The sequence below is a fragment of the Neobacillus camarae genome (genome assembly GCF_054950115.1).
On sequence record NZ_JBUCKX010000005.1, the window covers coordinates 214,174 to 236,888 of the forward strand.

Genomic DNA, 22,715 nt, shown 5'->3' on the forward strand with positions numbered 1-22,715 from the left:
TACTCTGTCCTCGATGGATACATTCCAGGGCGAATTTACCTTAGCAATCCGGAATCATAGCAACAGAATTAGGCATTTTCGTTGTAATAGTTGACGTGGGCAATCAGGAATCTGATCGCTTGCTAGAGTATCTTTTTCATTCCAGGACGGCTGATAAAAAGAGGTCCACCTCTTCAAAATTTGCCGAGATTGATATTGTTTTACTCGGGAGCCGTTCCAGGGCAGGGGATTGTCTCTAGGTTCAGCACAATTATTTTTAGACCGTTGCATTGAAAAGAATTTAATTCCAATCTGGGATTGTGACGTGAAGAATTTGGCATCTATGAAACTGGCAGAAAAGTTGGGCTTCGAACATCCCAGCACCTATTCGGTCTTCGTCAAGTAACAGGAAGTTAAGGGAGATTGGCAATGATATATGGGTGAACGATCCTTTCTGTGCCGGCAAAAAACACAGACAGCATATTAACTTAATAGAAGGATCCGAATTCATTAATCATTTGAAGAAACAGCTGAAAAAATCGCTGTTATGTCAAACATCTACCTTTCTTCTGATAACACCGGAAGAATCTCAAAGAATTTCTTTCGCATAAAGACCCAGATGAAACAGACAAAGTTCTTTTCATTAAAAGATTTTCCCATTTCATAGAAACCACGAAAGCTAGAATCCTGCAAATTCTAGCTTTTTCTCATTGGCTTTATGGTAAAATGGGTCTATAAAGTGACCGGGGGAACCATTATGGACAAGCATTCCTATTTCTATCATTTTTTAGAACCCATTTCAAAAGAACTGGCACTGTTGGCAAAGGAACTCGAGAATAGTATTTTTACCAGCCCGCGCACCATGCTGACCCATGCCAGAGTGTTTGTTGAAAACATTTTGCAGCTGGTCATCCAAGCAGAACAGCTGCCCGATGACCCGCGGACAAACCTTAAAGAAAGACTAGACTTGCTCAATATAAAAGGCTACCTGATTCCTGAGATTCGAGATGCGCTCCATTTTGTCAGGCAAACCGGCAACCAGGCGGCACATGATGCCCGCAGGTTCCGATATTCAGAAGCATTATTATGTTGGGAAGCCCTGTACACGATTGTCAAATGGTATGTGGAGGTATACGGCCCGATTGATGTTGCCGTGCCAGATTATCAGGAACCCTCCTTTCAGCCGGAGCAAACCTTTGATATGACCGAACTCGAAGTTCGGCTCAAATCATTGGAAGAACTCCTTAAAAATCCCAATTCAGTTATCATTGGCGAGGCTGCCTCCAAAGAACAGGCAGCCACTGTAGAAACCGCACAAGTGATAGAGGACGCCCCTGGGTCTACCACCATTCGAACCATTTTCTATAAAGCCAGAAAGCTGGATGTTCCATATTTTCTCCGTGATGCGTTTCTTTTGCCGCAGCGGTTTCTTAAATCCGAAACTTACTTGATTCGATTGGGTGCAGAGCAGCAGGCGCGAATTATGAGTGAGCTGCCAAACAATCTCGAGGGACTGCACAAACATGTGAAACGGTTTTCTGAGAAAAATGATGAAACCTTTTTTGAAGAGTTAGGGACGTTTATTGAGGAAGAAAAGGCCCGCAGGCAGCTGATCATTGAACGCCCGGGGGAATTATTTTTCTTTTACAAAGCCGACCATATCGTGGTAACAGAAGAACTTTCCAATGTTGTTCTCAATTCTGAGGGATTTACAGGAATACCTAGCCTGATCCGGCAGCTAAACGATGACGGAATTCATGCGGTCGGCCAATTGCCGCAAGAACTGGTTATTCTCGCAAAATATGAAAATGTAGGTACTGGAACGGTAGAAAAGCTGTTTGAACAAATAAAAAAGAAAACGAACGAAAAAAATGCTGTAGCTAATAGCATGGCCGATCTTTCGAAAGAGAGCCACAGCTACAAAAAATGGGAGTCCTTATTTGTTAGAGTCAAATTAGGGGAAAGTAAAACAGTGATCCGTGGTGATAGTGTACCTTCGCTCTGGAAAGAAGGATTAAAATGGATTGAAGGACATCAGCTGCCGCTATATCCGCTCGTAAAAGAAGGGATTGTACTCGGTTCCACTGACAATGGAAAACGATACGCCATCGCACTAAAGCCGATACACAAAGATCAACGCCCGTTTACCCAGAAGCACACCTATGAATCTAAGGTCACGGGAAAAACCTATTTTCTCGAAACGAAAATCAATCCAAAGTCAGGGCTAGAAACTCTAGGAAAGTTATTGACGCGTTTAGGAGTAGAAGTAAAGATCCCTTTGCTGGACAATGAAGAAAAAAGATGAAAAAAAGCCGTTTTCTTAATCAGTAGAAAACGGCTTTTCCCATTTTTGTACATATAATCCATTCTGAATCATACATTTAAACTATTAAACAAATGCTTTGTCCGGTTTTGAAAGGGACAAGATGTGCAAAATCCACTGACAATAATGGCAAAGGAGAATTATAGATGGGGCTCCTGAACGATATCATAACGAGTTATCAAACCATTTTTTCTTTAGAGGAATTTCAACAGGCTTTCTTCAATCCAGCGAGCTGGGGTGTCATCGGAATACTGATTGTTCTTGAAGGCTTGCTTTCTGCCGATAACGCTTTGGTACTGGCCGTTATGGTGAAGCACTTGCCAAAAGATCAGAGGAAGAAGGCATTGTTTTACGGGATCTTTGGCGCCTATTTTTTTCGTGTTTTAGCGATTGGTTTAGGTGTTACTTTGATAAATATTCCTTGGATTAAAATTATTGGCGGCCACTATTTGCTTTGGATTGTATTGCAGAATTTTGTCAAAAAAGGTGATGGGGAAGAGGAAGTGCAATCAAAGGCTAAGGGCTTCTGGAGAACTGTAGTGACTGTGGAATTAATGGATATTGCCTTTAGTATGGACAGTATCATTGCCGCATTTGGCGTTTCTGATCAGGAGTGGATTTTGCTTTTAGGAGGAGTCCTGGGTATCTTAATGATGCGCGGAGTGGCACAATTATTTTTGGCTCTGATTGAAAAAGTGCCTGAATTTGAAACAACCGCTTTTCTGCTCGTTGCGATTATTGGAGTAAGAATGATTGTTTCCGCCTTCGGAGTCCATATGGATGAAAGGATTTTCTTTAGCTTAATCACCATCACGTTTTTTGCCACCTTTGTGTTCCATTACATTGGGAAAATAAAACCACGATAAGTCCATGTAAAAGGCGATGAAATTAATTTTCATCGCCTTTTACCTTTCCAACACACTAAAGATTCTCCCGAAAAAATAATGGCCTAGTGTTAATAAGAGTAACAATGAAAAATTGTAAATAGTGAATTGGATTAAATATGTTTTACTCTCGCTCGGATTTTCACGAGTAAAAAGTTTATAAGAAATGACACTAGCCAATGAGGCAATAAGGGTGCCAAGGCCACCGATATTCACGCCAATTAATAACGGCTGCCACTCGCTAGTAAATTTTGAAAGCAAAATAGAGGCCGGAACATTACTAATGAATTGGCTTAAAATAATCGAAACGAAATAGACGGAATCCGTTTCTTTCAGGCTGGTTTGTGCCGCTGCTTGTACGGCATAAGTATCGGAAATATTGCCAACGAAAATAAAAAATCCGATAAATGTTAGTAACAATTGAATATCGATTTTCCCAAACAAATTGCGGTCCATAATCATTGCCATCAGAAGTGTGAATATAAAAGCCAACTGTAACGGGACGATTCCAAATATGGAAGCAATGCTAATAGCCAAGACGATTCCCCAAAACGCAGCGTGTTTCGGATTCCGAATCTGGATAGCCGGAAGCTTTATATCCCATTCTTTTTCCGGTAGTCGTATCATGAAAATCCCAATCGCCACTATTCCCAGAGCGCCCATTAATAAAACGCTCGAAAAAAACGGAGATGGTTTTAATCCGTAATGAGCGAAGAGAAATAAATTTTGCGGGTTCCCCATCGGAGTCAAGCTGCTGCCGATATTGGCCGCGATGGTTTGCAGGATGACCGTACTCATCATATTTATATTTACTTTTTTGCTGATGACCAATGTTAACGGAACAAAGGTCAATAATGCCACATCGTTGGTGACAACCATAGAGCTGAAAAAGCATAACAAAATCAGAATCACCGATACGGTTCTGGTATTATGGCATTTATTTAACAAGCCAATCGCAATTTTATCTAGCAGCTTCAATCCCTCGAAGGCTTTGATGTTAACCATCAGATTAAATAAGCTTATTAAAACTTTAAAATTAATATATTCCCATTTCGGAGCATGAAAAAAACAGCTTGCTGCAGCCAAGCTGAGAGAAATCGACAACACGGGATCGAGTTTGGGCAAGACCCATTTCCATTTCTTTTCTTTGACTATAATGGATTCTTTCAAGTTTATCACCGGCAATCTGCTTGCAATTTTTATAGGCAACTATTTAACATACATAGATTACAATAAAATCATTCCATTGGGTTGTCAATTAAATAACTTAGAAAGTCTCCTGCTTATTACCTAAAAATTCGCCACGCGAATCACTATTGTTGAAAATTTCTTTTTTATATCCCTATAATCAGTTTGTAACTTAAAAAATAATACATAAAAGAGGTGCATTTATTCGATGAAGCTTGTAGCCATAGTAGGCAGCTTAAGAAGCGGTTCCTATAACAGACTGTTAGCAAAAACGATTCAAGAACGGAATAGTGATAAATTTGATTTGGAAATCCTTGAGATTGGTACCCTGCCGCATTATAACCAGGATGAAGAGTTAAATCCTCCTGAATCGGTTGTCCAATTCAAAAAGTTAGTAAAAGATGCTGATGGAGTGCTGATCATTACTCCTGAATACAACTGGTCAATTCCAGGGGTATTAAAAAATGCGCTGGATTGGCTATCCCGCGTGGACAAGGTTCTAATCGGTAAGCCTGTCATGACGGCGGGTGCAGCAACCGGCATTATGGGTACCATCCGCGCCCAGCTCCAATTGCGTCCCATCTTGACTGCCTTGCAGGTAAAACTCTTACCGCCTGCCGGAAATGAAATCCTGATCAGCCAAGCTCAAACAAAGTTTGACGCGGAAACTGGCCAGCTGACAGATGAGGCAACTCTCACTTTCCTTGATACCGTCATCGACCGTTTCGTTGAACTAGTAAAAGAATAAGCTCCATACCCATCAACTACTGCCAGGATGATAAATGCCTGGCAGTTTTATTTTTCTAGAGACCCCTCCTATAATGGAATCATGATTCTCATTCATCTATTAAAATGCGGTAAACGATAATTGCAAATTTTCTTGAAAAGAGGGATAGTAGGCATTATAATAACTACTAAATGGTTAGTAAGTATGACAATAACTACTATAGATTCCATAAAGGGCGGTTGGCATGGAAGAGATTTTTAAAGAACTGCAAAAGTTAGGTTTTTCCCAATATGAATGCAAAGCCTATATCGGTTTGTTAAAAAATTCTCCGATCACCGGCTATGAAATCAGCAAAAGGTCCGGCGTCCCGAGGTCGATGATTTATGAGGTGCTCGGGAAACTTTTGGATAAAGGTGCCGTTTATACGGTTCCTTCGGAGCCCTTGACTTACGCTCCATTACCGGCTAAGGATTTAATTGCGAGGTTGAGGACGAATTTTGAACAATCCTTCGATTTTTTGGAAAAAAATCTGGCTGCGTTAGAAAGTGAACAGCAGGTTGATGTGGTCCGCCGTATCAGCAGCGATGAGAACGTGATGGCAGAAATGGCCGCCATGATTCATGGAGCAAAAGAGGAACTGTGGCTATCCGTTTGGGAACCTCAGGTTTCCTCCATTCAACATGACGTTAGAATGCAAATACATAAGGGTGTACATGTTTTTTCCATCCTGTTTGGAGCACCCGACACAGAACTGGGTGTTACGACTCATCACGATTATATGTCACCAAAAGTGGCTGAACAACGCATGAACGGCCGATTAACCATTGTTTCAAGAGATAACGAGGAAGTCCTTATAGCCAATTTCTCATCCAATAGTCCGGCATGGGCGATTAAAACTCAAGACCCCGCACTTGTGTTAGTGGCAGTGGAATATATCCGGCATGACATTATGTTTGCGGAATTAGTAAAAGAAGTTGGTCCTGCTAAAGTAGAATCACTTTGGAGGAATCATTCTGGATTGTATCATGTTGTCACCGGAAAATCATTTGTTTGATAATGAACTGAATGTTAAGAGAAGTTGGAGGGAATTTTTATGGGTCAGGCAAATGCACAAGTCGAGACGATTCCAGCACCCAAAAGTGAGGATACTTTTTCCCAGGGGGTAAAGGATTGCATTCCAACATTGTTGGGATATTTGAGCATCGGATTCGCTGCCGGTGTTGTCGAAAAAACGGCGGGACTTAGCATCGCGGAGATTGTCTTGCTTAGCTTGATTCTATATGCGGGGTCTGCCCAATTCATTGCAGCCGGGATGATTGCAGCCAAGAGTCCGGCCACGGCGATTATTATTACGGTTTTCTTTGTGAACCTGCGGCATATTTTAATGAGTGCCGCCTTATCCCCATACTTCAGAAAATTATCCCCATTAAAAAATATGCTGATTGGAACTCTGCTCACGGATGAAACTTTTGGGGTGGCAATTAATCGTGCCGCGGAAAAGAAAGGCATAAGCGAACGGTGGATTCACGGTTTAAACATTACAGCTTGGTTAAATTGGGCCATTGCCAATTTAGCTGGTGCTTATTTTGGGAACTGGATTTCCAACCCGAAGGAATTCGGGCTGGATTATGCGCTGGTTGCCATGTTTATCGGGCTACTGGTTTTGTCCATGATTAGCCGCAAAAAAATCGTCCAGGATATCATCGTTGGCGTGATGGCCATTGTGATTGCGGTTGGAGTCAGCATGGTGTTTTCCAGCAGTCTAGGCGTTATTTTGGCAACGATTATCGCTTCAACGATCGGGATGGTGATTGAAAAATGGAGGTAAGATGGAGCATCTTAATTATTATTTTAGGAACAGCTTTGGTCACATTCCTTCCCAGGGTACTGCCGTTGATGGTACTTAGCCGTTTTGAATTGCCTGAATGGGGGACCCGATGGTTAAGTTTTGTTCCTATTTCCGTCATGGCCGCACTTGTCGGACAAGAAATATTTATGAATAATGGGGAGCTTTCACTGTCTTTCACTAATCTCGATTTGATCGCAGCCATCCCGACGTTTTTGGTGGCCGTAAAAACACGCAGTTTGTTGGCCACCGTTATATCGGGAATCATTACGATGATGGTGTTGCGTTTCTTTTTTTAAAAAAACGTTCTGTTAAAGGATTTTGTTGATTTTTATAACACTCTGTTGATTGGAGCGGAAGGCGCTCGACTCCTGCGGGAGTACGGGGCTGGGGAGACCCCGCAGGCGCTTCCAGCGCCGAGTAGGCTCCCCGGCACGCTCGCGGGTTCGCTGAGCGCCTGGAGCGGAAATTAACAGCCATGTTTAACAGAGACACCCTTGCAAAAAGTTTTGCACCATGGGGTATGAAAAAAAGCGAACTTGTCTATAATTAGCTAGCAATTATTTTAATCTCACTTATTTTCAGGGTAGCCTAAAAAAAGAAAGAGCCATAGAAAAAGCAGTTAGACTGCTTTCCTATGGCCTTTTCTAATTCTCAGCGGAGTTTACATCTTGTGGTGCGTTTTCAACCGCTTGTGCGTATTGTTCTTGAGTCAACCCCAGTTGATCTTTTGTTCGCGATTCCCAGATACTATACTTAAAAGTGATGGTTTCCTCATCGTTTTGGTTTTCCCTCAATTCAGCCACCTCCATTTTAGATATTTACAAAAAATCAGAGATGTATGCAAAACACAAATTGGTTAGTAAAAGCCAATTCGTCATAAATATGTATTTACCCATGAAATGAAGATTGCATGTTTTATAAAATTTGTATCTCTAAGCTATAATGAAAAAGATGTCTGAAACTAAACAATTAGGAATGGTGTCATGAAAAAAATCATTGTCGTGGGCGCAGGAATTTTAGGGGCGTCTACCGCTTACCATCTGGCCAGGTTTGGAGCGGAAGTATTCATAGTGGACCGGAGAGACCCTGGACAGGCGACGGATGCCGCTGCGGGGATCGTTTGTCCCTGGTTGTCGCAGCGGCGAAACAAGGTATGGTACAACTTAGCGAAAGGCGGAGCCCGATACTATCCAGAATTAATTGCTCAATTGGAAGCCGATGGTGAAAAAACCACTGGGTATAAACAAGTGGGGGCGCTTAGTCTACATACTGATTACAAAAAATTGGAACAGATGGCTGAACGTGCCCGAAAACGGAGAGAGGATGCCCCGGAAATTGGTGAGGTCAAACTTTTATCGCCGGCCGAAACCAAAAAGCTGTTCCCCCCGTTATCGGAGGAATATGGATCCGTTTACGTTAGCGGCGGAGCGCGAGTGAATGGGCGGGAGCTAAGGGATGCGCTTATACATGGAGCTGTCAAAAGGGGGGCCACGTTTTTAAAAGGAAATGCATCGATAGTAAGTGATGGGAATCGAGTAATCGGCGTCAACCTTGGGGATAAATATCTGGAAGCGGATTACGTGATTGTTACGGCCGGCGCATGGTCCAAAGAGTTTCTGCAGCCGTTGGGGGTCGAATTCTTGGTCAAACCGCAAAAGGCTCAGATCATCCATCTGGAAACCATTGGTGCTGATACAGGCTCCTGGCCCGTCGTTATGCCGCCGCATACCCAATACCTTCTTTCTTTTGAAGGCGGAAGGGTAGTAGTGGGTTCCACTCATGAAAATGAAGCCGGTTTTGACAATCGAGTAACACCGGGGGGAATACGCGAAATCTTGGATCAGGTTTTAGAGACGGCCCCTGGTTTGGCCGATAGCACCTTTCTTGAAACAAGAGTCGGTTTTCGTCCGTTTACCCCTGGATTTTTACCTGTTGCCGGTGCTTTGCCTGGATACGATGGAGTGTATGTGGCGAACGGGCTCGGTTCTTCCGGATTAACTAGCGGGCCTTACCTCGGAAGCGAACTTGCCAATCTTGTGCTGGGTAGAGAAACCGGGCTAGACATGAGCGGCTACGATGTATCTTTGGCTCTAAGGAGTGATTAAAGGGCAGTTTCACACTGCCCTTTAGCGTTTCTTCCCTTGGTATTTCAATTTGTACTCTGCATCGCTCATGATGGGGTTGCTTCTTGGCTGGCTTTTGTTTAATGCTTTTTTGAGCTCCACACTAGCATCATCACCCGTGTTATACCGTTTATCCATGAGAAAACCTCCTTTTTACGGTTGAAAAACAACCTCTCCGTTCTCGCTGATTTCAATGGTTGAGTAGCTTTTAAAGGTGTCAAAATTAGTGATTTCATGTTTAACTGAGCTGGAAAAGCTCTCCATATAAGGCTTGTAAACGTTAGGATCCTTGACGAGGTGATAGAAGTAAATTCTTTTACCATCCTCATTATTGGTCATTCTTAATAAAAAACGATTGCCAAACTGTTCTTTAAACCATGATCTTGCTTCTTCGTGGCTTCGGAATTTTGGCATCTGATCATGCTCCACTGAAAAATTTTGGTCCATGTTAGGCACCTCTTTTTTGGTCCAGATGTTTTTAGGTTCTGTTTCCCTGCTATTTATATTCATTCATTCAACAAGGAACAAATGGGAAAAGGCTGACCCAAATTGGGCCAGCCTTTTCCTTGACAAATCTACACTTTTCCATAATTTTCACTGGAACATCCGGTTAAATGGAACCTATTGGCCTTGCTGATTTTGCAATGTTTGTTCAGCGTAGGCAACGAGACGTTTTGTCATTTCCCCGCCGACCGAACCGTTTGCTCGTGCGGTCGTATCAGCACCAAGTTGAACTCCAAACTCATTGGCGATTTCTTCTTTCATTTGATCCAGAACATTGCCTGCACCAGGAACCAAAAGTTTGTTTCTAGCCATGATACATCACTCCCGACGAATTTTTTTGAGCAATGTTAAATTGCTCGTATATAATGTAACCAATTTAGAAATCATAATTCACATACCATAAAGATACACATTATTTGGCATAAAAGTTCTCCGTATAGTACGGCTGTGATTTGTCATTAAAGGCTACGCCAACTCCCAAGTACTCAAAACCGTCCCGGAGAATATTTTCCCGGTGGCCAAGCGAATTCATTAATCCTTCATGGGCAAAAATACTGCTTAATTGGCCATAGGCCAGATTTTCGCCAGCCAGATAATAGATAATTTCATCTTCTTTCATGCGGTCAAAAGGGGATTGGCCCTTTAAATTCGTATGGGAGAAATAATTGTTTACTGCCATATCATTACTGTGTTTCCTTGCCGTGTCTCTAACATGTTGATCCCATGTCAGGATTGAAAGCTGATGGTTTACCCGGGATGCGTTTGTAAGATCAAACAGCTGGAACTCAAAACCTTCTTTTAAGGCAGGACTGGCTTTTGGATAATAGCCGGATTTCTTATCCTCCAAGTCTTTCCTAACTAATTGCATGGCTGTTACCGTATTGCCATTGTGCTTATCGTAAAAAATAGTTACATAGATATTGTCAACTAGGAACATGTCATAATCACGGTCTTGTTCAAATTGGTAAACCACCAATCCTTTTTGCAATTCTGTTAAGGGATCCCCGAGGGTGGCGCGTACGGTTTCTTTAGGGGTGCCAAGTTTAATGCCATTTTTGGATGAAATTAAATCCTGGTTGGTATATAGTCCAGCGACTTGATTGCTTTCATCATACATGATCATGAAAAATTGCTGGTAATTGTTATGGTATGCGAACCAATCCGTACCGTAATCATTGAGAGAGGAACGCTGGGCCGGTCCTGTTGTTTGTTCAACTTCTGCCTTCGTTTCTCCGAGTTCCACATTATGGATTGAAAACATCTGATCAGAAGGAGCCACTAATTCTACGGATTTTTCTTCAGATTGATTATTTTGCTGTTTCAGAGGCAAGCCGTCAAGTTGGCTGCTCAGTTGGTTCCAAAGCTGTTCAAGCCGTTCAACCAACCCCGTGATTGCTGTAAGTATTTCCGGATTGTCTTTAAATACATTTATTTCGGATTGAAGTTGAGTAATCTTATTATTTAAATCATTGTTATCCATATTTTTTTCAATAACTCGTCCTGAAAACCCGAATAGCACAATCAGGGATAATAGTACAAGAAAACGTCCCATAGACTCACCCTCCATTTCTCTTAAAATTGTAACCAATTTAGTTTAAATGTATAAGTGAAATGCTTAGCTTAAAAATAATTAGAGTGCCATTTTATCATAAAAACACTATAGGCAACAAACAAGGGCAAAATGCTGTGGTTGGTGGACGTGTATGTGTTACTGTGAAAGATGGATGTTAACATTTGGGTGAAATTTTTTGCAACTGGAGGAATGAGCGAATGACAAGCGGGAAACAACATGTATTGTTTATTGGTGCCGGCCGTATGGCACAGGCCATAATAGAAGGAATCTCCAACAAATCGGAATTTTCCATCCTTGTGGCCAATAGTGGAAACGTTGAACGGCTGGAATTTGTGAGGAACCACTTTGGGGTGGAAACGACGGATAATTGGAAAAACCATGCAGCCAATATGGATATTATCTTCTTAGCCATGCCGCCGGATGCACATGAGTCAATCTTATCTGACTTGGCGGAACGGATTAATGGGCAATTGGTGATGACAGTGGCTGCGGGGATTGGCCCGGCATACATGGAAAACAAGCTTCCTGATTTGACTCCCGTGGTTTCTGTCATGCCAAACACTGCCGCCAAATTAGGGGAGTCCATAACCCTGTTTGCGCCAGGTCAATACGTAAATCAGCATCATCTAGAAACCATTGAGAGTTTAATTAGTGGCATTGGGCAGTTTGAAAAAGTGACTGAAAAACAAATTGAAGACTTAACAGCAATCACTGGAAGCGCTCCGGCGTTTATCTATCAATTGGCCGGTGCCCTTGAGCAAATGGCCCTCGAAACCGGGATCACTCAATCACAGGCCAGAAAACTCGTTGCACAAATGATTGCCGGCTCGGCGGAAATGTTAAAAACCAACAAGGGCACATACGAACTTATCAACCAAGTTGCCACCCCAGGCGGATCCACCGCAGCAGGCTTGGAACTACTCGACGCCCATCAATTCAACACAACCATCCAACAAGCTATCAACGCCTGCCGAGAAAAAGCCGCAGCTATCCAATAACTTTAGAATCTCTCTGCCCTTTAACGCATTACCGTGCCGGGGGACAGGCCCCCGAAATCATTCGATGATTCCCATCCGTATGGCTTTGACGGCGACTTCTGTGCGGTTTTGGGCGTTTAGTCGTTTCATGATGTTAGAGATGTGGTCTCTGACTGTGTATTCACTTAGGTAAAGCCTGGATGCGGCCATTTGGGTAGAGGCGCCTTCTGCCAGGAGTTTGATGATTTCGATTTCTCGGGGGGATAAGGATGCTGGCTTATTTTCCAGTGTTAACTTGCTTTTGCTTTCTACTTGAAAATATTTTAACAATAGTTCCCCTGAGCTTTGGCCAAATTTGATTAGGGCCGGAAATAGACTTCTATCAAGTGTAAAATGTGTTTCCGGTCCTTGGTCTAATATCACGCCCCCGATAATTTTCCCTTCCTCCGGCACATAGAGGGGAACGATCATTAAGGATGTAAGCTTAAAACTCTTCACATATCTTTCGGGAAATTCCCTGCCTGCAAACGGAACATAAATAGGCTGAAAGTTTTTCATTTGTGTTCCCTGAGATTTCAACTTGACCAGACTTTCATTTAAAACAGGGATATTGGTTATTTTTTCGGCAATGGCCTGTATTTCTTCATTATAAAAATGATGTCCGCAAAGACCCACTGCCATGCTTTCCTCGTTCGTGAACCTAAAAAGTGCACATCGTTCAAAGGGAAGGAAGTGCCCAAATCCATAACAAATATTTTCCACTGCCTCCTCAAAGGTTTGTGAGCGAATAATCCATTCATTAAACAGTATGACGGAGTCCTTCCAGACACTATATTTTTCGTTTTCCGCATTGAATAGCATAACCTCACTAATTTTCGAAAATAAATAATGAATCGAAGGATGCAATTTGGAAGAATAGGAGATTTGCGCTTTTACAACTCGATGGGCCGAGTTTTCCAGTAGATTTAAGTGGAAAATCAACGCTTCCGGTTCCGGTTCACGATGGAATTCGGCAAACCATGCTGCCTGAATTTCATCCAACAAACGATACAAATTGGCATTCCCTTGACGGACACTTGTCAAAAACTTTTGCAGGAACTCTATGATAAATTCATATACAAAAATAGATTTTTTGTTTGTATTTTTTAACGATTGAAGCGTGAAATTCCACTCATCCAGCAATTCATATTGATATCGGCTTATCAGCCGTACCGCATCCTCCAATAAGTGATTTAAGTGATGGTTCAGCGATTTGGACATGAGACTTACACTCCCGCATGCAATTTGGCAGTCACAATATGAGTACGACAAAATATCTAGACGTCATATCTATACATAATTCCGCAAATATCCAACTAATTCCTGTCTGTTTTAGAAAAGTTTTGAAGAAAGATGCCGAATGCTATACGGTCTCTGTATACCATGTATGAAAAACCTACAAATGTAGGGGTTAACCGATAATTTTATTTGTCTTAAAATTGTGACAAATAGTACCAAATATCTATTCTCATATATATCTTGGTACTATAAAAAAGGAAAGGGAGGAAAAAGAATGACAGCAGAAGCCGTGATCACAGGAGGGAAAACGGTAAAGAAAAAATTATGGATGGCCATCCTGGGAGGGTTTTTATTCTTGGGTGCCCTGTTAGGGACATTTGGCCTAACCGGAGTCGCTTACGCTGTGCCGCTCAGTGGATTTGGTGAATTCACAGTCAGTTTTGATGAGATGGTTGGGCATGGATTTAAGCTTTATGGAGGCGTTGCGGATGGTGGAACAAGAAAAGGTAACCCAGTTGCCGTTAACGAAATTGACAGCGCTACCATCACCAATCTAAAAATTACCAAAGACTTTCCGGCACTCCATATTAAAGCGGTAATTGAGGCCGGTGAACCGGTTGAAATTAATGGATTAATTCAAAAAGCAACCTTGATTAATGGCGATGCAAGCTTTGAGAGTATGACCATGAAAGAAAATTATGTCGGGGATGTCCAAAATCCATTAGAAGCTGCCGCTAAAGAGTTTACCCAAGATGCAGACACCATTACGATCAAAAATGGTGATTTGAAAACTCTATATCTTTTCCAGCAAACAGTTTCACTTCCAGGCATGAAAGTATATTTTGAAGCATTGCAATAATAACGACAAGCATAGATTACGATATTAAGGATGATAAACATGAACTCCACATTATCCATACGTGCGAGGTTCAGGAATTGGAGAGCAAGGCGCCCGTTTTGGGGGGCGACCTTGTGCATCCTTTCCGGACTCGTGATATTATGGGTGCCGGCGAAACTTTACGAAGTTGCCGTTGCACCAGGCAGCATCATATTTGTCGGCTTTTTCCTTGGCGGACTTACGCTTTTATTGGGCGTATTGTCCTATATCATGCCAAGGCTGTCCACACTGCTGGGGGTTTTGGCTATTTTTTCTTCTGTATTGTCCATCATGGGGGCTTTGGGTGGTTTCCTGATTGGAACCATACTCGGAATCCTTGGCGGTGCCATGCTGATCGCATGGAAGCCGGAATTCGGACTAAATCTTGTGGTACATACACTTGATGCCGAAACAGAAAAAGAGATAGCCACAACCGAAATAGAGAAATAACTGGAAAGCTGCTGGTTAAAAGGCCATTTGTTTTTATTAGATGGCACCAGTAATAGAGAGAAACGGTGATTACATTGAAGCAAACCATTAAATCAAGAAAACAGGTCATTATACTCATTCTACTGATTCTTGTATTCATGATTCCAACTAAACATAGTATGGCAGTCAGCGAATCCACCATCGGGTTTATTATTGAAGCAAGCCAAATGGAGGGCATTTCCCAAGGGCTTTTTCTGACTGCAGGTGAAACTGCGGACCAAAAAGCACGAACCATGCTGGAATTTAAATTTGCGGATTGCTCGGTGCAGGGATTAACCATAAAGAAATTAGTAAGGACTCAAAACGGTATTGTCACCACTAAAATTACGTCCAAGGATGCAGTACTGTTTAAAACGCTAAGTCTAAAAGTGACCAACGCTGAATTCAAAGAAATCTATTCACCGACATTAGGAAAAATCGGTTTCCATGATATCAAGCTGCTGGCCCACGATGTCCAAACCAACGACGCAGACCTCCCGCAATTCGGGTTGGAATTCCAAACCGAAGGCAGCCTGGAACTCCAACCCAAAAACGAACAAGAACTACAAACCATGAAAAGCACCCTGGAAAACCTAATCCAATCCCTCCTCAAAAGCGATGCCAACTAAACGCATCGCTTTTACATTGCGTTCCCACTCTACCACACTACAGCACTGGGGGACAGGCCCCCAGTCCACTAAAGGATTTATGAATATTTAGAATATTCAAATATGGTGTTGATTTTCATTGTTTTTTGGTTTATATTGGTATGCATGGCAATGCCTGAAAGGGCATTATTGTGGGAAGACAGTTTATTAAAACAATAGAAGGAAACAGGTTGCATGTCTGAGATTCTTAGCTACTTGAAGGGACAACAGGAAGCCATTGCCGATACCTTGATGAAACTGACGAAAGCGGAGTCTCCCTCCAATAATAAATATCTGGTGGACCGTTGTGGTGTAGTTATACGGGATGAATTTGATCGGCTTATAGGCGGTTCTGTGAAGGTCATTGAAAAAACGGTTGTTGGCAATCAATATAAATTTACTTTTGGGGAAGGCCCTGAAACAGAGCAGATTTTAATCATCGGACATATGGATACCGTTTGGGATGAAGGTGCCTTGCCGATTCGGCAGGAACAAAATATCCTATACGGCCCGGGTGTGTTTGATATGAAAGGCGGTCTCGCTGTTACTCTTTGGGCCATAAAAGCTTTAAAAGAGACGAATAGAAAACTCAATCGCAAAATAACTTTCCTGGTCACAACAGACGAAGAGATTGGCAGTGAACATTCGAAAAATATCATTTTGGAAGAAGCAAAAAAGAGTTCGGTTGTATTCATTCCCGAATCCAGCATTGCTCCGGACGGAGCGGTTAAAACGGAACGAAAAGGAACGGGGCACTTTACTATGAAAATTGAAGGGATTTCCGCCCATGCAGGGATCAATGCATGGGACGGAGCCAGTGCTATTGAGGAATTGGCCCATCAAATTCTCGATTTAAAGAAGCTGGCCGATCGCAAGACAGGGATTTCCGTTAATGCAGGAGTTATAAATGGGGGAACCCGGGTAAATGTCATTGCTAAAGAAGCATCGGCGGAGATTGATGTAAGAATCACAAAAAAAGCACAGGCAGAATCGTTAACTAAGAAAATAATCAACCGGCCAAGCTTTATTGACGGTACAAAAGTGAAAGTATCAGGGAAAATTGAACGTTTTCCGTTGGAGCGGACGGAGTCTGTTATCCGTCTGTATCAAGAATTAAAAAAAATAGCCGCTTCTCATGGATATGAACTGAGAGAAGGTTCATCCGGAGGAGCCAGTGACGGGAATTTCACAGCAGGAATCGGCATCCCGACGATTGATGGTCTTGGACCAACAGGGGATGGGGCCCATTCTGATGATGAACACGTGGATTTAGCCAACCTGCCGTATCGGGCAGCCTTACTGGCGGAAATCATCTTGAAATATGCGGCAAAGAAAAATTAGAGTGATGAACGCGACGCATTGAGAGTCAAACTGGCGAACAGACAAACCAGATGGGAACGTGTCAAATTACTTCACCTTCTTATCTGGTTATTCAAACTGATAATATTATATTGATATAACAAATTGGATGTAACCGTTTACTTTAACCTTGGGCATGGATTCGATATTCATGAGGATTTGCTCACAAACAATTTGTCAAACTTTGTTCAATATTTCACAAACTATTATCTAAAATACATGTTATGATAATTTCATAAGAAAAGAGGTCACCCCAATAAACATCACAAGGTACATAGCACATGGGGAACTAATTTTTTTAAGTAATTATGTGAAATGTTTCACAAGAAAAAGCGTCGATATTTTTTTGGGAGTTATTGTGAATTATTTCACATAAATAATTGAATGGAGTGATTTTCAATGGCAGTAGCTGAAAAAACAGTGAAGGAACAGCAAAATGTAACCAAGATGATTGATGTTTTAGTTGACAATGCGCGTAAGGCTTTGGATGAGTTCCGCAGCAACTATGACCAAGAAGGTATAGATGAAATTGTCAAACAAATGGCATTAGCAGGCCTTGATCAGCATATGACACTCGCTAAACTGGCAGTGGAAGAAACCAAAAGAGGTGTCTATGAGGATAAAATCATCAAGAATATGTTTGCTGCCGAATATGTCTATCACAACATTAAATATAATAAAACAGTTGGCATCATTGGTGAAAACGAACATGAAGGCATCATTGAGATTGCTGAACCGGTTGGAGTCATTGCAGGGGTAACACCAGTGACAAACCCAACCTCAACCACCATGTTTAAAGCATTAATTTCTATTAAAACCAGAAATCCAATCATCTTTGCCTTCCATCCATCTGCCCAAAAAAGCAGCAGCGAGGCAGCAAGAGTTTTAAAAGAAGCGGCGATTAAAGCAGGAGCACCTGAAAACTGCATCCAGTGGATTGAAACTCCTTCACTCGAAGCAACCCAAGCCTTGATGAACCATCCAAAAGTGTCCATGATTCTAGCAACCGGTGGAGCAGGAATGGTTAAATCCGCCTATAGTTCCGGTAAACCGGCCCTTGGTGTAGGTCCTGGTAACGTGCCTTGCTATATTGAAAAAACCGCCAACCTTAAACAAGCCGTTAATGACTTAATTTTATCCAAAACTTTCGACAACGGGATGATTTGTGCTTCCGAACAAGCGGTTATCATAGATAAAGAGGTTTATCAAGAAGTGAAAAACGAAATGATCGCCAATAGCGTCTACTTCTTGTCCGAAGCAGAACGGGAAAAGGTAGAAAAACTGGTCATCAATGAGCAGTCTTGCGCCGTGAACCCGATCATCGTCGGAATGCCTGCCTATAAAATAGCCGAATTAGCGGGGGTAAAGGTTCCTGAGGATACGAAAATCCTGGTAGCCGAATTAAAAGGTGTAGGACCTGCTTATCCGCTATCAAGAGAAAAATTAAGTCCAGTTCTTGCCTGCTACAAAGTCAACAGCCATGAAGAAGGCTACAAGCGTGCGGAAGAAATGCTGGAGTTTGGCGGCCTAGGCCACTCAGCAGTTATTCATTCCAATGACACAAAAGTCATCGAAGAGTATGGACTTAAAATGAAAGCCGGGAGGATTATTGTGAACTCACCATCTTCCCAAGGTGCGATTGGTGATATCTATAATGCCTATATGCCATCCTTGACACTGGGATGCGGTACGTATGGCGGAAACTCTGTATCGACAAACGTTGGGGCATTAAACTTAATCAATGTGAAGAAAGTAGCAAAGCGGAATGTAAATATGCAATGGTTTAAAGTACCTTCCAAAATCTATTTCGAGAAAAACTCGATTCAATATTTAGCCAAAATGCCGAACATTTCAAAAGCGTTTATCGTAACGGACCCTGGTATGGTTAGCCTGGGCTATGTGGACAAACTACTATATTATTTAAGAAAGCGTCCTGATTATGTGCATTGCGAGATTTTCTCTGATGTCGAACCGGATCCATCCATTGAAACAGTAGCCAAAGGTGCTGAAATGATGTCGAGATTCCAGCCGGACGTCATCATTGCCTTGGGCGGTGGTTCCGCGATGGATGCTGCCAAAGGAATGTGGCTGTTCTATGAGCACCCGGATGTTGAGTTCTTTGGGTTAAAACAAAAATTCCTGGATATCCGTAAACGGATTGTCAAGTATCCGCATCTAGGAAAACAAGCACAATTTGTGGCGATCCCAACCACTTCCGGTACAGGTTCTGAAGTAACATCATTCTCGGTTATTACAGATAAGCAAGCAAACATTAAATATCCACTGGCAGACTATGAATTGACACCGGATATTGCGATTATTGACCCGCAATTTGTGATGACGGTTCCGAAATCAGTCACAGCCGATACCGGTTTAGATGTTTTGACCCATGCAATTGAAGCATATGTTTCCAACATGGCCAATGACTTTACTGATGGGCTTGCCATGAAAGCCATCCAGTTGGTATTTGAGTACCTGCCAAGGGCTTACAAGTTTGGTGATAGAGACGAAGAGGCCCGTGAAAAAATGCATAATGCCTCTACAATGGCTGGTATGGCTTTTGCCAATGCCTTCCTGGGAATAAACCACAGTATTGCCCATAAATTAGGTTCTGAATTCCATATTCCACATGGCCGTGCCAATGCCGTCCTATTGCCGCATGTGATTCGCTATAATGCGACGAAACCGAAGAAGTTTGCTGCATTCCCGAAATATTCCCATTTCATTGCAGACAAACGCTACGCGGAAATCGCCAGGACTCTTGGTTTACCGGCAGGGTCCACCGAAGAAGGAGTCGAAAGCCTGATTCATGCCATTGTTAAACTTGCCAAAGAGCTGCAGGTACCAATGAGCCTTAAGGCAAATAACGTGGATAAAACTGAATTTGAAAGCAAAGTAGAATATCTGGCAGATCGTGCATTTGAAGACCAATGTACAACGGCCAATCCAAAACTTCCGCTTGTATCCGAATTAGCTGAAATCTTGCGTCAAGCATATAAAGGCGTTTAATCTCAGGGCAGGAAACCAAACCAATTTACGTTGGTGCTGGTTTCCTGCTTTTTACATTTATTATTTCAACTATTTACACTAAAGTTTTATAATAAAAGAAGCAAGGACAAAGCAGATGAAATAAGAAATGGGAAGGGTTGAAAAAGATTGAAATATAACTTTGATGAAATCATCAATCGAAGAGGTACATATTCGGTCAAATGGGATGGCGGGGATTTTATTAAAAGCGCCGGGCTGACAAGCCGCTACGATGAAGAGACTATTCCTCTGTTCACCGCGGATATGGATTTGCCGGTTCCCCAGCCGCTGATTGACGCGCTGCATAAAACTGTCGATCATCGGATTTTTGGCTATACGGTATTTCCGCCTGAATATTTTGAAGCCATCCAGCATTGGTTTAAAAAACAGCATAATTGGGACATCAAGAAAGAAGAAATTGTATATAGTCCAGGAACAGTCCATGCGCTGAATGTGGCTGTCAGGGCCTTCACCGAACCTGGCGACGGGATCATCATCCAGCGCCCCGTCTATCCGCCATTTACCTCAGCGATTGAGTCCAATGGCAGGGTGGTCCGGAATAATGTACTTAAGCCGGATGAGCAGGGATATTATCATATTGATTTTGAAGATTTTGAAGCGAAAGCAAAAGAGGAAAACACAAAGATGTTTATTTTGTGCAATCCCCATAATCCAACAGGCAGGGTTTTTAACGTTGATGAACTAAAGAAATTGGCGTCCATTTGCGCAAAAAATAATGTTTTGATCGTGGCGGATGAAATTCATGGGGACCTAATTCGCAGGAATCAAACCTTTATTCCGATTGCCAAAGCAGTAGGAGATGCCGATCAAATTATTACGTTTACAGCGATTAATAAAACGTTTAATGTTGCCGGGCTTCATTGTACAAATGCGATCATTTCCAATCCCGAGCTCAGGAAGAAATTCAACAAAGCGTTGGGCCATCAATCGCCATCCCCATTTATGATTTCTGCCTTGATTGCTGTATACAATGAGGGAGAGGACTGGCTGGAGCAGCTAAAAGAATATATTGATGAAACGATGGAATGGGTAGTCCAATTTTTAGAGAAAAAAATGCCGAAAGTGAAAGTCAGGATTCCTGAAGGAACCTATATCATGTGGATGGACTTCAGTGGATATGGCCTGTCCCCTGATGAAGTTCATGACCGCATATATCATAAAGCAAATGTATTATTGGAGGATGGAAAGATGTTTGGTGAAGAGGGACTGCCCTTTCAACGGATTTGCCTACCTTCACCAAGGCCGATGATCAAGGAAGCATTTGAACGTATAGCAAGAGAGTTTGAAGATTTAAATTAGAAAAAACAACCCCGGTGGCGCCGAATGTAAAGGAGACACTGGGGTGTTTTTTGGACATATTCACAGTTTGCTGGAAGTTATAAAGATTCCTGATTCAACCGAATTGGGCCGGACATTTTTATACCATTGGTAACAGAGAACTACGATGATCACCAAATCAATCAAGTCCCCAGCATAATACATGAGTAACCCTCCGGTTTGGGCTTGAAGCTCAGGGACTCCCGCAGGGGGATGGGCATATAAGAACTTGGATAAAATCCCATGTCCGGCTAAGGCAAAAACTAACACCACTGCACGATACAAAAAGCCAGGCCGATGCGGTGAAGAATCAATGGAAATAAAGGAAGACGTAAAAATGAATCCAGCAAGTAACACATGTCCATGGACTACCGTATGCACGATAAAATTTTGCTGCATGGTTGGAAATAAATCCGTTGTATATAGAATCCAAAGTCCGCCAATATTCAAAACCGAAGCCGTTACCGGGTCTGTGATATACCGAAAAAATCTCTTTTTGAGAATTCTAGAAACTTTCCGCGCATGTTTTACAGGAAGAGTCCTTAAAAGCAAAGTAACCGGAGCAGCCAAAACCATAAAAAGAGGGGCGACCATTCCTAACAGTAAGTGTCCCATCATATGTGCCTTAAAATCCATATGTGAATGATTAGCAAGCAGTCCGGAAAAAATTGCGCAAGAGACTCCTGCAATCCAGAGGCCCATTCGATAAAATGGCCATTTTTTATAAAATCGGTTAGATATGGCGATTGACATTACATAGAGTACCATAAGCAAAACACAAGGGATGCCCAATATGAATGGGCCAATGATATGGACAGGAGGGTCAAATAATTGAAATTGAAGAGCTATAGGGTGATTATCCATTTGACGACGCCCCTTTCCTTCCAATTTTTCTTCCTGAACGGATAAACAGGCTAATGCCTATGATAATCATTAACCCAGAGACAATATGCCATGCCATATCGTAGGGGAGAATATCTACGTTATAGCGAATTTGGTGCAGTTTCATCAGCTTATGCTGGATGGTCCCGTCATATAAATTGAAGAGGCCGGCACCCAGAAAAACCCCGGCAGTCCAACGGAGCGGCACCCACACGGTGCAACGCCGGAGATCGGCAATCATAAATAACGCTCCCACCGTCGCCAGCCAGCTAAATGCATGGAAAAATCCGTCCGAAACCAACCCAATAGCGGTAGTGGATTTGTCGTAAAAATGATGCCAATGGAGCAGCTGATGAAATACGACTGCATCCAAAAAGGAGATCAATCCAATACCAAATAAGAAACCGGACCATAGGTTGCGATTGAAATATTTGTTTGACGCAGGATTGGATAATTGATTGAAGTATTCTGCCATCGTTCCATACCCCTCTTAAGTTAATCTTACTCCCATTTCCAATTCGCCCAAATGGGTAATCCGTAATCACCCCCGCTGTTTTTATGCCCGAGAAAGTTCACGCTGACAATTAAACGCAATTTTAAAAAAATAACCAATGTAATGAAAAATAAATCATTTAAACCCTCCAATTCCTACTTGACTAATAGGAATAGTAAAACTATGATTATAGTAATCAATTTTGTGACTGAAAAAGTG

General features: G+C 42.2%; 23 protein-coding genes and 1 pseudogene. 15 read left to right on the forward strand and 9 right to left on the reverse strand.

What is annotated here, in order from left to right; all coding sequences use genetic code 11:
* Positions 1–208: 208 nt before the first annotated feature.
* The 3 genes and pseudogenes from ACY8D0_RS25910 to ACY8D0_RS25920 all read left to right on the forward strand — a co-directional run.
* Positions 209–385 (forward strand): annotated as a pseudogene (locus tag ACY8D0_RS25910) (GNAT family N-acetyltransferase); the annotation flags it as partial.
* 351 nt (positions 386–736) lie between these two features.
* A complete protein-coding gene (locus ACY8D0_RS25915) occupies positions 737–2,284 on the forward strand; it encodes a DUF4145 domain-containing protein (RefSeq protein ID WP_462413341.1) in 1,548 nt (515 codons plus the stop codon).
* Positions 2,285–2,448: 164 nt separating this feature from the next.
* Positions 2,449–3,168 carry a TerC family protein gene (locus ACY8D0_RS25920; RefSeq protein WP_462413342.1) on the forward strand — a complete coding sequence of 240 codons (720 nt, stop codon included), beginning with the start codon at positions 2,449–2,451 and terminating at the stop codon, positions 3,166–3,168.
* A 39-nt stretch (positions 3,169–3,207) separates the two neighbouring features.
* Here ACY8D0_RS25920 and ACY8D0_RS25925 read toward each other — a convergent pair whose 3' ends face one another.
* Complete coding sequence (locus ACY8D0_RS25925; RefSeq protein WP_462413618.1) at positions 3,208–4,356, reverse strand: SLC13 family permease; 1,149 nt, start codon at positions 4,354–4,356, stop codon at positions 3,208–3,210.
* Between the two features lie 226 nt (positions 4,357–4,582).
* Between ACY8D0_RS25925 and ACY8D0_RS25930 the strand changes: the two genes are divergently transcribed.
* From ACY8D0_RS25930 to ACY8D0_RS25945, 4 genes are all read left to right on the forward strand, one after another.
* A complete protein-coding gene (locus ACY8D0_RS25930) occupies positions 4,583–5,122 on the forward strand; it encodes an NADPH-dependent FMN reductase (protein ID WP_462413343.1) in 540 nt (179 codons plus the stop codon).
* 223 nt (positions 5,123–5,345) lie between these two features.
* Complete coding sequence (locus ACY8D0_RS25935) at positions 5,346–6,155, forward strand: TrmB family transcriptional regulator (protein ID WP_462413344.1); 810 nt, start codon at positions 5,346–5,348, stop codon at positions 6,153–6,155.
* Positions 6,156–6,194: 39 nt separating this feature from the next.
* A complete protein-coding gene (locus tag ACY8D0_RS25940; protein ID WP_462413345.1) occupies positions 6,195–6,929 on the forward strand; it encodes an AzlC family ABC transporter permease in 735 nt (244 codons plus the stop codon).
* Positions 6,920–7,246: an AzlD domain-containing protein gene (locus ACY8D0_RS25945; protein ID WP_462413346.1), complete on the forward strand. Its 327-nt coding sequence runs from the start codon at positions 6,920–6,922 to the stop codon at positions 7,244–7,246. The genes ACY8D0_RS25940 and ACY8D0_RS25945 overlap by 10 nt, the downstream gene beginning before the upstream one ends.
* A 348-nt stretch (positions 7,247–7,594) precedes the next feature.
* On the opposite strand, the gene ACY8D0_RS25950 is transcribed toward ACY8D0_RS25945, so the two are convergent.
* The gene (locus ACY8D0_RS25950) at positions 7,595–7,744 is read right to left on the reverse strand and encodes a hypothetical protein (RefSeq protein ID WP_462413347.1); all 150 of its coding nucleotides are present in this window, start codon (positions 7,742–7,744) and stop codon (positions 7,595–7,597) included.
* 189 nt (positions 7,745–7,933) lie between these two features.
* Between ACY8D0_RS25950 and ACY8D0_RS25955 the strand changes: the two genes are divergently transcribed.
* A complete protein-coding gene (locus ACY8D0_RS25955; RefSeq protein WP_462413348.1) occupies positions 7,934–9,055 on the forward strand; it encodes an NAD(P)/FAD-dependent oxidoreductase in 1,122 nt (373 codons plus the stop codon).
* A 21-nt stretch (positions 9,056–9,076) separates the two neighbouring features.
* Here ACY8D0_RS25955 and ACY8D0_RS25960 read toward each other — a convergent pair whose 3' ends face one another.
* The 4 genes from ACY8D0_RS25960 to ACY8D0_RS25975 all read right to left on the reverse strand — a co-directional run bounded on the left by ACY8D0_RS25960 (position 9,077) and on the right by ACY8D0_RS25975 (position 11,129).
* The gene (locus ACY8D0_RS25960) at positions 9,077–9,211 is read right to left on the reverse strand and encodes a hypothetical protein (RefSeq protein WP_462413349.1); all 135 of its coding nucleotides are present in this window, start codon (positions 9,209–9,211) and stop codon (positions 9,077–9,079) included.
* 15 nt (positions 9,212–9,226) lie between these two features.
* Positions 9,227–9,520, reverse strand: coding sequence for a hypothetical protein (locus tag ACY8D0_RS25965; protein WP_462413350.1), 294 nt, complete (start codon positions 9,518–9,520; stop codon positions 9,227–9,229).
* Between the two features lie 174 nt (positions 9,521–9,694).
* A complete protein-coding gene (locus tag ACY8D0_RS25970; protein ID WP_462413351.1) occupies positions 9,695–9,889 on the reverse strand; it encodes an alpha/beta-type small acid-soluble spore protein in 195 nt (64 codons plus the stop codon).
* Positions 9,890–9,989: 100 nt separating this feature from the next.
* Positions 9,990–11,129 carry a CAP domain-containing protein gene (locus ACY8D0_RS25975; protein WP_462413352.1) on the reverse strand — a complete coding sequence of 380 codons (1,140 nt, stop codon included), beginning with the start codon at positions 11,127–11,129 and terminating at the stop codon, positions 9,990–9,992.
* A 218-nt stretch (positions 11,130–11,347) separates the two neighbouring features.
* On the opposite strand from ACY8D0_RS25975, the gene proC reads away from it, so the two are divergent.
* Positions 11,348–12,148, forward strand: coding sequence for a pyrroline-5-carboxylate reductase (proC, locus tag ACY8D0_RS25980; RefSeq protein WP_462413353.1), 801 nt, complete (start codon positions 11,348–11,350; stop codon positions 12,146–12,148).
* Between the two features lie 57 nt (positions 12,149–12,205).
* On the opposite strand, the gene ACY8D0_RS25985 is transcribed toward proC, so the two are convergent.
* On the reverse strand, positions 12,206–13,387 hold the full coding sequence (locus tag ACY8D0_RS25985; protein ID WP_462413354.1) for a response regulator transcription factor: 1,182 nt from the start codon (positions 13,385–13,387) through the stop codon (positions 12,206–12,208).
* 292 nt (positions 13,388–13,679) lie between these two features.
* On the opposite strand from ACY8D0_RS25985, the gene ACY8D0_RS25990 reads away from it, so the two are divergent.
* From ACY8D0_RS25990 to ACY8D0_RS26015, 6 genes are all read left to right on the forward strand, one after another.
* A complete protein-coding gene (locus tag ACY8D0_RS25990) occupies positions 13,680–14,264 on the forward strand; it encodes a DUF6230 family protein (RefSeq protein WP_462413355.1) in 585 nt (194 codons plus the stop codon).
* A 39-nt stretch (positions 14,265–14,303) separates the two neighbouring features.
* Positions 14,304–14,732, forward strand: a complete 429-nt coding sequence (locus ACY8D0_RS25995; RefSeq protein WP_462413356.1) for a DUF6114 domain-containing protein — start codon at positions 14,304–14,306, stop codon at positions 14,730–14,732.
* Positions 14,733–14,797: 65 nt separating this feature from the next.
* Positions 14,798–15,379 carry a hypothetical protein gene (locus ACY8D0_RS26000; RefSeq protein WP_462413357.1) on the forward strand — a complete coding sequence of 194 codons (582 nt, stop codon included), beginning with the start codon at positions 14,798–14,800 and terminating at the stop codon, positions 15,377–15,379.
* A 213-nt stretch (positions 15,380–15,592) separates the two neighbouring features.
* Positions 15,593–16,738 carry a M20 family metallopeptidase gene (locus ACY8D0_RS26005; protein WP_462413358.1) on the forward strand — a complete coding sequence of 382 codons (1,146 nt, stop codon included), beginning with the start codon at positions 15,593–15,595 and terminating at the stop codon, positions 16,736–16,738.
* A gap of 417 nt (positions 16,739–17,155) precedes the next feature.
* Positions 17,156–19,765 carry a bifunctional acetaldehyde-CoA/alcohol dehydrogenase gene (gene adhE, locus ACY8D0_RS26010; RefSeq protein ID WP_462413359.1) on the forward strand — a complete coding sequence of 870 codons (2,610 nt, stop codon included), beginning with the start codon at positions 17,156–17,158 and terminating at the stop codon, positions 19,763–19,765.
* Positions 19,766–19,912: 147 nt separating this feature from the next.
* Positions 19,913–21,103: a MalY/PatB family protein gene (locus tag ACY8D0_RS26015; RefSeq protein WP_462413360.1), complete on the forward strand. Its 1,191-nt coding sequence runs from the start codon at positions 19,913–19,915 to the stop codon at positions 21,101–21,103.
* A 60-nt stretch (positions 21,104–21,163) separates the two neighbouring features.
* On the opposite strand, the gene ACY8D0_RS26020 is transcribed toward ACY8D0_RS26015, so the two are convergent.
* A complete protein-coding gene (locus ACY8D0_RS26020; protein ID WP_462413361.1) occupies positions 21,164–21,985 on the reverse strand; it encodes a cytochrome c oxidase assembly protein in 822 nt (273 codons plus the stop codon).
* Positions 21,978–22,478: a DUF2243 domain-containing protein gene (locus ACY8D0_RS26025; protein WP_462413362.1), complete on the reverse strand. Its 501-nt coding sequence runs from the start codon at positions 22,476–22,478 to the stop codon at positions 21,978–21,980. Before ACY8D0_RS26025 ends, ACY8D0_RS26020 begins: the two co-directional genes overlap by 8 nt.
* Positions 22,479–22,715 lie beyond the last annotated feature (237 nt).